The following is a 12,943-nucleotide window of genomic DNA, read 5'->3' as shown; positions in this document are numbered from 1 at the left end:
TATATTTTGGAGGGAATAGAATGAAAAAACGGCTTTTTTTCAGTTGTTGTTTATTATTTCTGATGGCAGGTTGTGACCAAGGAAAGCCGAAAGAAATTGACGTGAAATTACATAATGCTTCAGGCGATGAAGTGGGGACTGCAAAAGTAGTGCAGCAAACAAGCGGAGTGAAAATTACGGTTAAAGGGGAAGGTTTCGCACCTGGCCCGCACGGCATACATGTACACGAAATTGGTGAGTGTAAAGCACCACGTTTTGAATCATCTGGGAATCATTTTAATCCTGATAATAAAAAGCATGGTCTTCTTAATCCGAAAGGTGCAGAAAATGGTGATTTACCGAATGTAATTGCAGACGGTTCTGGAAAAATTAAAGCAGAAATCGATGCACCGCACATAACGCTTGAAGAAGGAAAAACAACGATTCATAGAAAAGATGGAGCGTCTATTATTATTACAGAAAACGCTGATGATGGTATGACACAACCAACAGGTAAATCAGGTGATCGAATTGCTTGTGGTGTCATTGTAAAAAAAGCATCGGATATGAAGGAAAAGTAAAAGCTACCGTGCATGGTAGCTTTTTTTGTGAAACGTATTTGAAAAGATATTGATAAAGAAGGTTTTCCCGAATTGCCTCCTTTCTTATTCTGAAAACGTATGGCGCAGTCTATTTAAGATTTCTTCTAAAACAGATCTTGGACAGCCGATGTTAATTCGAATATGTTCTTCCCCGCCTAATCCATATTTCTCACCAGGTTCAACGATGATTTTCCCTTTTTCCTCAAGCAATGTGGTGCGTTCGTCTTGAGAAAGCTGTAGGCGAGAGCAATCAATCCATAATAAAAAGCTACCTTCTGGTTTCGTTACAGAAAGAGCAGGTATGTGATCTTTAATATATTCACAAGCGAATTGAGCGTTATCTTCTATATATAATCGAATTTCATTTAGCCAATCGTTACATTCTGTATAGGCACTTTGCATCGCTGTATAGGCAAATGTATTTAATCCGTGGAAACCTTGTCTATATTGGATAGATGTAAAGGTTTGACGGAGTTTTTCGTTTGGAATGATAATAATCGATGCTTGTAATCCGGCGATATTAAATGTTTTACTCGGAGCCATACAAGTAATCGTGCGTGCTGCTAATTCTTCAGATAAAGAAGCGAACGGTGTATGAGTACGATCCCCGTAAATAATATCGGCATGAATTTCATCCGCGACAACGATTACATTATATTTTGTACATAATGTGCCAAGTTGTGTGAGTTCCTCTTTTGACCAAACACGCCCAATTGGATTGTGAGGACTACAAAGAAGCATGAGTTTGACGCCTTGTTGAAATTGCTTTTCTAAATGATCGAAGTCTATCGCATATGTATCATTTTGTTTCTGTAATGGACTCACGCATAATTGTCTATTGTTTGTTGTGACCATTTCGAAAAATGGGGGATAAATAGGTGGTTGTACGAGAACAGATTCATTTTCCTTTGTGAAGGCCTGTATGCTCATACTAAGAGCTGGAACGATTCCGGCGCTAAAGACAATCCATTCTTTTTGAATATCCCAGTTGTACTGTTTTTTTGTCCAGTTACAAATAATATCTCCAATATTTTCGGGAGGAAGTGTGTAGCCGAAAATAGGGTGCTCGATACGTTTCTTTAAAGCAGTTTGAATTGGTTTTGGTACTTCAAAGTCCATATCAGCTATCCAAGCGTGGATAAGTTCTTCGTTTTTATACGTATCCCATTTTGTACTATGAGTACCACGTCGATTGACTGTTTTATGAAATAGTTGCATAAGTTTGCCCCCTTCTTCTGTAAACCGTTAAGTTATGAAAGTTCTCTCTCTTCTTATAGAATAGCTGATGTGATAGGATAAAGAAAAGTATTAAAAAGTGAAAAGGCGGGAAGCGAATGGGTGCATATGAAAAGATGATAGAGGTTGTGAAGAATTGGGATCCGTTTCAAATGGGACCGGAGTTTTATGAAACAGAAGCGAGCGACGTTGTGAATGTCGTAAGTGTGTTCGACGATCCAAAATACATCGCAAAAAAGATTCAACATATATACTTTATGTCTTTTGAGGAAGTACCTGCGCTTGGGAAATGTGAGAAGTTAGCTGTGGAATTACTTGTAATAAAAGAAGGCGGAAGCTGTTCATTATAGGCTGTCGGAAATTCCGACAGCCTTTTTTATATATTATTGCGCGGAAAACGCAATGATTTCTTCATAAACATGTTCAGGCTTTTCTTCAGGTAGTAAATGTCCTGTGTTTTCGTAAGAAATAAATTTCGAGTTTGGTAAATCTTTGTGTAGCCGATGCCCTACATGTACAGGGACGACGCGATCTTTTTCACCCCAAATGAGTAGTGTAGGTGTTTCGATTTTTTGTAATTCAGTTGAAGATAAGTCACCTTCACGGTCTCTTATCATACGAGTTAAAGCAGGGAATATACGGTTGTCATAAAAAGGAGCGGAGTAACCTTCCTTCATTTCATCGTCAATTAATGAGTGATCATGAACGACATTCATTAAGTTATGAACAATCCCGCGCCGTATAATCCAGTTCTTTACGTATAAATGAAAGAACGGTAAATAAGAAGAGTACAGTAAAGGTAAGGTTGCGCGTGCTAAATAGCTAGAGCTGCATAGTAAAATCGTCTTTGAGATTAATTCAGGGCGTATACGGTTTACGTAGAGAGAAATTTGTCCACCCATAGAATGCCCAACTAACACAATATTTGAGAGAGATAAATGTTCAATTAAATCGATAATAACCGTTGCTAAATTGTGATAAGAATACTTAAAGAGCTGAGACTTATCACTTTTTCCGAACGGCGGTAAATCAAGAGCAATTACTGTTCCTGCTTTCGATAGTAAAGGAATAAGACGGCGGTAACTGAATGAGGAAGATAAAAAGCCGTGAATTAGCACGAAAGTAGGACGTTCTGTTTTGTTGTCATGTTCATACAATTCGTAATGAATAGTAGTGCCGCGAGTGGAAAAAGTGAAATAAGGACAAGTATATTCGTGATTCATTTTTTGTCACTCCATTGATTTTTGTTCATATCATTTCCAAGGAAGAAAAAAATATGTTAACAAAAAAAGGCAAGATGACGATGTCATCTTGCCTTTCGCTTATTTATTATTACCTACGAACAATATTAGGCGGTGTTTTTCCTTGTAACCCTGCAACTAAATTTTCAGCGGCTGTCATAGCCATTTGCTGCCTAGTTTTTAATGTTGCAGATCCGATGTGTGGTAAAGTCACAACATTTTGTAATGATAAGAGCGGATTATCTTTTTGAATCGGCTCTTGTGTAAAAGTATCAATGCCTGCTGCAAAGATTTTCTTTTCGGTTAACGCATGGATTAACGCTTCTTCATCTACTGTTTTCCCACGAGAAGCATTAATAAAGATTGCTGTTTCTTTCATTAATGAAAATTCTTTTTCTCCGATAAGGTGATACGTTTCATCTGTTAATGGAGTAAGAAGGACAATAAAGTCAGACTGTTTTAGTAGCGTCTGTAAATCACAATATGTAGCACCGAATTTTTGTTCAGCTTCTTCTTTCCGGCGACGGTTATAATAAAGAACATTCATATCAAATCCGAATTTCGCTCGTTTTGCAACGGCTTCGCCAATTCGCCCCATTCCGATAATACCGATTGTACTATGGTGTACATCCAGCCCGAAGTGCTCTTTTCCAATTTCGGCGTTCCATTCACCATTTTTTACGTAGGAGTCAAGTTCGCAAACGCGGCGACCAGCAGATAACATAAGAGCGAAAACAAGGTCCGCTACTGTATCATCTAATACATATGGTGTATTCGTTCCGATTACATTTCGCTTTTCCATCGCTTGTAAATCAAAATTATCGTAACCGACAGAAATGTTGCTTACTACTTTTAAGTTAGGAGCTACATCTAATAATTCTTCATTAATAGCAGATCCGAAATTTAATAATCCATCTTTATCTTGTATTTTCTCCAATAGGACATCACGAGGTACCTTCTCGTTTTGCTCCCATTTTTCATAATCACAGTGTTCTAATAAATAGTTTTCTACAAATGTTGGAACTGGTTCAGCAATATAAACTTTTGGTTTCACGGTTCCATCCCCTTTCACTTTATCCTGCGTTTTTTCACTGATTAAAGTTTCGCTTCCCCGGCTATTAACGGACAGTAAGCCCCCCACCTCAAAAAGTAGCCCAAGTAAAGAGGTTAGTTGGGAGAGCAACTGTCCGTAAAATCCCGATTGGTGCGGATTAAAGTTTCACTTTATTTTGACATAATTCACTAAAAAAATCTTCTTTTCAAACTGGAAAGGGTATTTGTATAATTTAGACACAAACGAAAAGGAAGGATGATTTATATGGTGACAGAAAAGGAATTAGAATTATTAGCTTGTCTTGAAAAAAGTAGTCGATTATCTGTAGATACATTAGCGAAGTTGTTAAATATAGAAGTAGAAGAAGTAAAGAAGATGGTTGAAAAATTAGAAGCGGAAAAGATTATTGTGGATTATGTAACACATATCGATTGGACGAAGGTGAAAGAACATACAGGTTTAACGGCGATGATCGATGTGAAAGTTACGCCAAAGCGCGGCGTTGGGTTCGATGCGGTTGCTGAACAAATTTATCGTTATTCAGAAGTGAAATCTGTTTATTTAATGTCAGGGACATACGATCTTTCTATTACATTAGAAGGAAAGACAATGGGAGAAGTAGCGATGTTTGTTTCTGAGAAATTAGCAACAATTGAATCTGTCGTTTCTACAACAACGCATTTCATTTTGAAGAAGTATAAACATGAGGGAATTATTTACGAAAAAAACGATGATGATAAGCGCATTGTGGTGACACCATGAAGCAATTTGAACTATCTAGAACGGCAGAATCTTTACAACCATCTGGTATTCGAAAGTTTTTCGATCTAGCAGCAAATATGAAAGGTGTTATTTCTCTTGGAGTAGGAGAGCCTGACTTTGTTACACCTTGGAATGTAAGGCAAGCATGCATCCGTTCTTTAGAACAAGGATATACATCATATACAGCAAATGCAGGATTATTGGAACTTCGTCAAGAAATAGCAAAGTATCTAAAAAAACAATTTGCAGTATCCTATGATCCGAACGATGAAATCATTGTTACAGTTGGAGCGAGTCAGGCGTTAGATGTAGCGATGCGCGCCATTATAAATCCTGATGATGAAGTACTCATTATTGAACCAAGTTTCGTTTCTTATGCACCGCTTGTGACATTAGCTGGAGGAGTTCCGGTTCCTGTGGCAACGACTTTAGAAAACGAGTTTAAAGTACAACCAGAACAAATTGAAGCAGCTATTACAGCGAAAACAAAGGCAATTTTGCTTTGTTCACCAAATAACCCAACAGGTGCAATGTTAAATAAATCTGAGCTTGAAGAAATAGCAGTGATTGTTGAGAAGTACAATTTAATTGTATTATCTGATGAAATTTATGCAGAGCTTGTATACGACGAAGTATATACAAGTTTCGCGAGTATTAAAAATATGCGCGAGCATACAATTTTAATTTCCGGATTTTCAAAAGGGTTTGCGATGACAGGATGGCGCCTCGGTATGATTGCAGCTCCTGTTCAATTTTCGGAATTAATGCTCAAAATTCATCAATATTCCATGATGTGTGCACCGACAATGTCTCAGTTCGCAGCACTTGAAGCGTTACGCGCGGGGAATGATGAAGTAATTCGGATGAGAGATAGTTATAAGAAACGCCGTAATTTTATGACGACATCGTTTAATGAAATGGGTTTAACGTGTCATGTGCCAGGCGGAGCATTTTATGTATTTCCTTCTATTTCTTCAACTGGACTATCTTCGGCAGAATTTGCAGAACAGCTATTATTAGAAGAAAAGGTGGCTGTTGTACCTGGAAGTGTATTTGGCGAAAGTGGTGAAGGATTTATTCGTTGCTCGTATGCAACATCGCTTGAACAACTTATGGAAGCAATGAAGAGAATGGAACGGTTTATAGAAAATAAAAAAAGGACAAAACATAATACGTTTTGTCCATAAAAGGGGGGGAATACTAGAAAGCCATGTGTTAGTATTCTATCCCAATATTAGAAAATTATACGTACTCTAGGAAATTTTTCGTTAATTTTGAATGAGTTCTGTCATAGTGGTATAATTTACTAATATAAGGTATGCGTATTCTGAGTAGCTTTACTTAGGGTACGTACTAACTAATCGGATATTTAACAATAAATCATCTGCTTTGCTATCTACAATTGTAGAGAAAATGGTAAACGTATGGGAGTGTTTCATATGTCAGAACAATATACAACTGGAGTGGTTGTAACAGGGAAAGTGACTGGGATTCAAGATTACGGAGCATTTGTAGCGTTAGATGCAGAAACACAAGGGCTTGTGCATATATCTGAAATTACAAATGGATATGTAAAGGATATTCATGACTTTTTAAAAGTCGGCGATACAGTAGAAGTAAAAGTACTTTCAATTGATGAAGAACACAGAAAAATGAGTTTATCGTTAAAAGCTGCGAAAAGAAAACAAGGACGGATTCTTATACCAAATCCATCTGAGAACGGATTTAATACGCTGCGAAAAAAGCTAACAGAATGGATTGAAGAGTCCGAGTTAACAAAGTAAAAGAGGAGCGCATATGAGCGTTCCTCTTTTACTTTGTCTTATGATATATATTTGCAAATATGATTGCATGCAATCATATTCGTATGTCGGAGGTGAAATAAAGACATACTGACTAGCGAATTTCGTTCGTTTCTGGGTGAGTGCCAAGATTTTCTGATGGTTTAAAGAGTAAACCAAGATTAATAAGCCCAGAAATACCGACGATACCGTAAATAATACGTGCGAGAGCTGAGTTTTGTCCACCGAAAATGGCTGCCACTAAGTCAAACTGAAAGAACCCGATCAGTCCCCAGTTCACAGCGCCAATTACAGTAAAGACTAATGCGATACGTTGCAGAGTACTCATGAAAAAGCCCCCCTTAATTGTGAAGCATGAGCAAGCGATGAGTTAATTAACTCCTTTATAGAATGGCGTAGTTATGTTGTTTTTATACATAAAAAATATAAGAAAAAGGATGTATATACATCTATACCGAAAAATGCGAATTTTTATGCAAAAAATGAACTTTTTCTAAAAAATATATTTTGGTTACGTTTACAATTGTTGAATCGCTTGATTTACAACTTCAGTTTCGCTAAAGTGAATACAGAAATACATATACATTATTGGAGGGAAAAAGATGAGTACACATGTAACGTTCGACTATTCTAAAGCGTTATCCTTCATCGGTGAACATGAAATCACTTATTTACGTGATGCAGTGAAAGTAACACATCATGCAATCCACGAAAAAACTGGAGCTGGGAACGATTTCCTTGGGTGGGTAGACCTTCCGCTTCAATATGACAAAGAAGAATTTGCTCGCATTCAAAAATGCGCAGAAAAAATTAAAAATGACTCTGACATTTTACTTGTTGTAGGTATCGGTGGTTCTTACCTAGGAGCACGTGCAGCAATCGAAATGTTAAACCATTCTTTCTACAACACGCTATCTAAAGAACAACGTAAAACTCCACAAGTGCTATTTGTTGGACAAAACATTAGCTCCACTTACATGAAAGATTTAATGGACGTATTAGAAGGTAAAGACTTCTCTATTAACGTTATTTCCAAATCAGGTACAACAACAGAGCCGGCACTAGCATTCCGTATTTTCCGTAAGTTATTAGAAGAAAAGTATGGAAAAGAAGAAGCTCGCAAACGTATTTATGCAACGACAGATAAAGCACGTGGTGCATTAAAAACATTAGCTGATAACGAAGGTTACGAAACATTCGTTATTCCAGATGATGTTGGAGGACGTTTCTCTGTATTAACGCCAGTTGGTTTATTACCAATCGCAGTAAGTGGCTTAAATATTGAAGAGATGATGAAAGGTGCAGCTGCTGGTCATGGTGACTTCGGTACATCAGAACTAGAAGAAAACCCAGCTTACCAATATGCAGCAGTTCGTAATGCTTTATACAATAAAGGAAAAACAATTGAAATGCTTGTTAACTATGAGCCAGCACTTCAATACTTCTCTGAGTGGTGGAAACAGTTATTTGGTGAAAGTGAAGGAAAAGATCAAAAAGGTATTTTCCCATCTTCAGCAAACTTCTCAACTGACTTACACTCATTAGGTCAATACGTTCAAGAAGGTCGTCGTGACTTATTCGAAACAGTTCTGAAAGTAGGTAAATCTACACATGAACTAACAATCGAATCAGAAGAAAACGATTTAGATGGATTAAACTACCTTGCTGGTGAAACTGTAGATTTCGTAAACACAAAAGCATACGAAGGTACATTACTTGCACATAGCGATGGTGGCGTACCAAACTTAATCGTAAATATCCCTGAATTAAATGAGTACACATTCGGTTACCTTGTATACTTCTTCGAAAAGGCATGTGCGATGAGCGGCTACTTATTAGGCGTAAATCCATTTGACCAACCAGGAGTAGAAGCATACAAGAAAAACATGTTTGCTTTACTTGGTAAACCAGGATTTGAAGAGTTAAAAGCAGAATTAGAAGAGCGTTTAAAATAATAAAAAGCGACCGGATTCCGGTCGCTTTTTATTATTTCATCGAAAAGTCCATCGGTATATTCAAACTAGAGTGGGTATGCTAAAGAAAAAGTCTAGGAGGGATGGGCTTGATTCCGATTCAATCCAATTTAGAAGGACGTACATATGCGTTATATAAGTTAGAAGAGATAATGAAGCCACTTGGGTATAACATTGGTGGCAATTGGGATTACGATAAAGGATGCTTTGATTACAAAATCGATGAAGAAGATGGCTATCAATTTTTACGAGTGCCATTTACATCAGTAGATGGAGAGTTAGATGTACCTGGTGTAATAGTCCGTCTTGGAACGCCTTATATTCTTTCGCACGTATATCAAGACGAACTAGATGATCACGTAAATACTTTAACAGCTGGAACGAGTGGAATGGATCAATTTGCTGAGCCGAAAGATCCAGATGGAGATGTGAAAAGAAAATATATCAATATTGGGAAAGTACTCATGCAGGAACTAGAAAAACATTTTCTTAATGGTGAATAACAATGAGTGTGTCGCTTTCAATGAGAACAAAGGAATGGACTGGATTAATCATATATTGTTCGTCGCGTTTTATACCGAGTAAGAGAATGTTTTGCTTTAAAAGAGTATAGCTGCAATTTGCAAAAGTTTGTCCGGTGCAGGAAGGATAAAGCTCCATCAGTTGTAATTTGTTATCAGAGATTTCATCGTAAAGTGAGAATAGTACGCCTGAAATGGAAGGGAATAAAAGAGAAGCGGTAAATACATAGCTCGTTAATTTATTTCCTTCTATAATTTCTGATACACCAGCTCTCGTTGCATTTTGTATTTGTTCAGAAGTAAGAAGTTCAGCGATGCAGTGAATGTTTGAGTTGAGACCTTTTGCAGTTAAAATATTTAAAATGGATTGTGTATCTGCTAAGCTTTCATTTTTTTCTTTATCAGCTGTTATTAATATAGTGTGAGCCGTTGTAATATTAGCCTTTAATAAAGTTTGATCGTGGTGGGGGCAACCTTTTATAAATTCTAAATGATGAAATGGTTTTGGAAGTAAAGAAAGTGTTTCATCAATTAAAACGATATCAAGGTTCGGTTGTAAGATGTGCATTTGTTTTACAACATGTTTTGCCCGCTCATTCCAACCTACAATAATCATATGCCCGTTAGAAGTTGCAGCTTCTTCTCCTTTAATTTTCATATATTGTTTATTAATCATATCAGTGGCGAACAGAACCATATAATAAGAACAAAAACCGGTTCCAAATAAAATAATACCCATACCGATAAGTTTGCCTATTAGTGTATGCGGGGCAAAGTCACCATAGCCAACGGTGAAAATGGTAACGATTGACCACCAAATTCCATCAAACCATGTGGTGAAGTGAGATGGCTCTAATCTATGTATAAGGAAGCCGGAAAAAGCAGTAAGTACAACAATAAAGCAAACTAAACGAAAAATAATGGAATCACGAAATGTATCTACTAAATTTGGACGGGATTTCAATCTCTTATTCCTCCTTACTTTGCAGGACTACATACATTGTTACCATTATAGAAAAAAGAAAAACTCTCTAATTTAAAAGAGAGTTTGTTTTACATTACATACTTTCTAATTCAGTTTGTTGGACACTTTCAAGATGCTGGAGGGCGTAATAAACATCAGCAGTATGCCTTTTTTGATCGATAGATAATTTCAAATGTAAATAGTGAGAGCCATTCTCCAATGTTTTGAGCTTCATATTCTTAACTTTTATATCCATTTCTTTTATTTCTTCAATTACAATTGGGATATTGTCCATATTTCGTACAACAAGTTTTACTGCGATATCACGTTGACGAAATGATCTCGGTCCTACAAATTTCATTGTTAATGGTATAAGTTCGACGCTAATCATAAGGAAACACATTCCGAAAATCGCTTCGATATAGAATCCAGCCCCAACAGCAATACCAATACCAGAAGCACCCCAAATCATAGCAGCAGTCGTTAGTCCTGCAATGCTATCGTTTCCTCTTCGTAAAATAACACCGGCACCTAAAAAACCGATTCCTGATACAATTTGAGCGGCAAGTCGAAGTGGATCCATATTCATATGATCGGTATGTGGTAAATTGTAAGCTGCTTTAATAGAAACAATCGTCAGGAGGCAACTAATAATAGAAATAACTAAACAAGTTTTTAAACCAAGTGGTTTCCGTTTTAATTCGCGCTCTAAACCGATAGCGAACCCTAAAATAGCCGAGAGACCTAGTTTGATTAATAAATCGGCATAGTCCATATATATTCCTCCTTGTATGATATGGTATATGAATAATACGTTTATTATAGAAAGAAACACTTTTTGATAGAGTTACTTTATATAGAATATATGTAGGAATTATTTATACATGAAAGAGATATTTCGTTTAAGTATATGATATAAAAAAAGAAATGTGGGTGGTTTTAAAAAAAGTTTATAAAAGGTATTGCATTTCATTTTTCACCATGATATATTAATAACCGTCGCTGATGCGGAAACGCAGAAAACGACAAAAAAGAAATTGAAAAACTTAGTTGACATCGAAAAACGAAGATGTTAACATAAGGAAGTCGCAAATGAGCGACCAAGCAGTTCTTTGAAAACTGAACGAAACAAACAACGTGAAACGTCAATTTTTATTTTTAGATGCTAGACAAACTAACTTTATTGGAGAGTTTGATCCTGGCTCAGGATGAACGCTGGCGGCGTGCCTAATACATGCAAGTCGAGCGAATGGATTGAGAGCTTGCTCTCAAGAAGTTAGCGGCGGACGGGTGAGTAACACGTGGGTAACCTGCCCATAAGACTGGGATAACTCCGGGAAACCGGGGCTAATACCGGATAATATTTTGAACTGCATGGTTCGAAATTGAAAGGCGGCTTCGGCTGTCACTTATGGATGGACCCGCGTCGCATTAGCTAGTTGGTGAGGTAACGGCTCACCAAGGCAACGATGCGTAGCCGACCTGAGAGGGTGATCGGCCACACTGGGACTGAGACACGGCCCAGACTCCTACGGGAGGCAGCAGTAGGGAATCTTCCGCAATGGACGAAAGTCTGACGGAGCAACGCCGCGTGAGTGATGAAGGCTTTCGGGTCGTAAAACTCTGTTGTTAGGGAAGAACAAGTGCTAGTTGAATAAGCTGGCACCTTGACGGTACCTAACCAGAAAGCCACGGCTAACTACGTGCCAGCAGCCGCGGTAATACGTAGGTGGCAAGCGTTATCCGGAATTATTGGGCGTAAAGCGCGCGCAGGTGGTTTCTTAAGTCTGATGTGAAAGCCCACGGCTCAACCGTGGAGGGTCATTGGAAACTGGGAGACTTGAGTGCAGAAGAGGAAAGTGGAATTCCATGTGTAGCGGTGAAATGCGTAGAGATATGGAGGAACACCAGTGGCGAAGGCGACTTTCTGGTCTGTAACTGACACTGAGGCGCGAAAGCGTGGGGAGCAAACAGGATTAGATACCCTGGTAGTCCACGCCGTAAACGATGAGTGCTAAGTGTTAGAGGGTTTCCGCCCTTTAGTGCTGAAGTTAACGCATTAAGCACTCCGCCTGGGGAGTACGGCCGCAAGGCTGAAACTCAAAGGAATTGACGGGGGCCCGCACAAGCGGTGGAGCATGTGGTTTAATTCGAAGCAACGCGAAGAACCTTACCAGGTCTTGACATCCTCTGAAAACCCTAGAGATAGGGCTTCTCCTTCGGGAGCAGAGTGACAGGTGGTGCATGGTTGTCGTCAGCTCGTGTCGTGAGATGTTGGGTTAAGTCCCGCAACGAGCGCAACCCTTGATCTTAGTTGCCATCATTAAGTTGGGCACTCTAAGGTGACTGCCGGTGACAAACCGGAGGAAGGTGGGGATGACGTCAAATCATCATGCCCCTTATGACCTGGGCTACACACGTGCTACAATGGACGGTACAAAGAGCTGCAAGACCGCGAGGTGGAGCTAATCTCATAAAACCGTTCTCAGTTCGGATTGTAGGCTGCAACTCGCCTACATGAAGCTGGAATCGCTAGTAATCGCGGATCAGCATGCCGCGGTGAATACGTTCCCGGGCCTTGTACACACCGCCCGTCACACCACGAGAGTTTGTAACACCCGAAGTCGGTGGGGTAACCTTTATGGAGCCAGCCGCCTAAGGTGGGACAGATGATTGGGGTGAAGTCGTAACAAGGTAGCCGTATCGGAAGGTGCGGCTGGATCACCTCCTTTCTATGGAGAATTGATGAACGCTGTTCATCAATATAAGTTTCCGTGTTTCGTTTTGTTCAGTTTTGAGAGAACTATCT

Annotated in this window: 13 protein-coding genes and 1 rRNA gene; 8 read left to right on the top strand and 6 right to left on the bottom strand. The window is 38.7% G+C overall.

What is annotated here, in order from left to right:
- The first annotated feature begins 20 nt into the window (after window positions 1-20).
- The gene (gene sodC / locus J0835_RS24180) at window positions 21-560 is read left to right on the top strand and encodes a superoxide dismutase [Cu-Zn] (RefSeq protein WP_087982775.1); all 540 of its coding nucleotides are present in this window, start codon (window positions 21-23) and stop codon (window positions 558-560) included.
- A gap of 84 nt (window positions 561-644) precedes the next feature.
- Here the strand turns inward: sodC and J0835_RS24175 are convergent, their stop codons facing one another.
- Window positions 645-1,799 carry a MalY/PatB family protein gene (locus J0835_RS24175; protein ID WP_087982773.1) on the bottom strand — a complete coding sequence of 385 codons (1,155 nt, stop codon included), beginning with the start codon at window positions 1,797-1,799 and terminating at the stop codon, window positions 645-647.
- A gap of 116 nt (window positions 1,800-1,915) precedes the next feature.
- Between J0835_RS24175 and J0835_RS24170 the strand changes: the two genes are divergently transcribed.
- Window positions 1,916-2,167, top strand: coding sequence for a YugE family protein (locus J0835_RS24170; protein WP_087982771.1), 252 nt, complete (start codon window positions 1,916-1,918; stop codon window positions 2,165-2,167).
- Window positions 2,168-2,200: 33 nt separating this feature from the next.
- Here the strand turns inward: J0835_RS24170 and J0835_RS24165 are convergent, their stop codons facing one another.
- Complete coding sequence (locus tag J0835_RS24165; RefSeq protein WP_087982769.1) at window positions 2,201-3,040, bottom strand: alpha/beta fold hydrolase; 840 nt, start codon at window positions 3,038-3,040, stop codon at window positions 2,201-2,203.
- 109 nt (window positions 3,041-3,149) lie between these two features.
- Window positions 3,150-4,130 (bottom strand): 2-hydroxyacid dehydrogenase, encoded by a 981-nt coding sequence (locus J0835_RS24160; RefSeq protein ID WP_140386926.1) that lies wholly within the window; start codon window positions 4,128-4,130, stop codon window positions 3,150-3,152.
- Between the two features lie 246 nt (window positions 4,131-4,376).
- Between J0835_RS24160 and J0835_RS24155 the strand changes: the two genes are divergently transcribed.
- The 3 genes from J0835_RS24155 to yugI all read left to right on the top strand — a co-directional run bounded on the left by J0835_RS24155 (window position 4,377) and on the right by yugI (window position 6,658).
- Window positions 4,377-4,874 (top strand): Lrp/AsnC family transcriptional regulator, encoded by a 498-nt coding sequence (locus J0835_RS24155; protein WP_000255701.1) that lies wholly within the window; start codon window positions 4,377-4,379, stop codon window positions 4,872-4,874.
- Entirely contained in the window at window positions 4,871-6,061 is a 1,191-nt protein-coding gene (locus J0835_RS24150) for an aminotransferase (protein WP_087982765.1), read from the top strand. The genes J0835_RS24155 and J0835_RS24150 overlap by 4 nt, the downstream gene beginning before the upstream one ends.
- Before the next feature lie 252 nt (window positions 6,062-6,313).
- A complete protein-coding gene (gene yugI, locus J0835_RS24145) occupies window positions 6,314-6,658 on the top strand; it encodes a S1 domain-containing post-transcriptional regulator GSP13 (RefSeq protein ID WP_048561623.1) in 345 nt (114 codons plus the stop codon).
- Between the two features lie 112 nt (window positions 6,659-6,770).
- Here yugI and J0835_RS24140 read toward each other — a convergent pair whose 3' ends face one another.
- Complete coding sequence (locus J0835_RS24140; protein WP_000105788.1) at window positions 6,771-7,004, bottom strand: DUF378 domain-containing protein; 234 nt, start codon at window positions 7,002-7,004, stop codon at window positions 6,771-6,773.
- A gap of 274 nt (window positions 7,005-7,278) precedes the next feature.
- Between J0835_RS24140 and J0835_RS24135 the strand changes: the two genes are divergently transcribed.
- On the top strand, window positions 7,279-8,631 hold the full coding sequence (locus J0835_RS24135; RefSeq protein ID WP_000103655.1) for a glucose-6-phosphate isomerase: 1,353 nt from the start codon (window positions 7,279-7,281) through the stop codon (window positions 8,629-8,631).
- A gap of 107 nt (window positions 8,632-8,738) precedes the next feature.
- Window positions 8,739-9,152, top strand: coding sequence for a YugN-like family protein (locus J0835_RS24130; RefSeq protein WP_140386925.1), 414 nt, complete (start codon window positions 8,739-8,741; stop codon window positions 9,150-9,152).
- Here the strand turns inward: J0835_RS24130 and J0835_RS24125 are convergent.
- Complete coding sequence (locus J0835_RS24125) at window positions 9,139-10,134, bottom strand: potassium channel family protein (protein WP_087982760.1); 996 nt, start codon at window positions 10,132-10,134, stop codon at window positions 9,139-9,141. The genes J0835_RS24130 and J0835_RS24125 overlap by 14 nt on opposite strands.
- A gap of 94 nt (window positions 10,135-10,228) precedes the next feature.
- A complete protein-coding gene (locus tag J0835_RS24120; RefSeq protein WP_000384161.1) occupies window positions 10,229-10,909 on the bottom strand; it encodes an MgtC/SapB family protein in 681 nt (226 codons plus the stop codon).
- 405 nt (window positions 10,910-11,314) lie between these two features.
- Between J0835_RS24120 and J0835_RS24115 the strand changes: the two genes are divergently transcribed.
- A 16S ribosomal RNA gene (locus tag J0835_RS24115) occupies window positions 11,315-12,866 on the top strand.
- Window positions 12,867-12,943 lie beyond the last annotated feature (77 nt).

The organism is Bacillus cereus group sp. Sample62 (genome assembly GCF_036851315.1).
GTDB lineage: Bacteria > Bacillota > Bacilli > Bacillales > Bacillaceae_G > Bacillus_A > Bacillus_A wiedmannii.
Note: the sequence above shows the minus strand (reverse complement) of the source record. Positions and strands in the feature narration are given on the sequence as shown.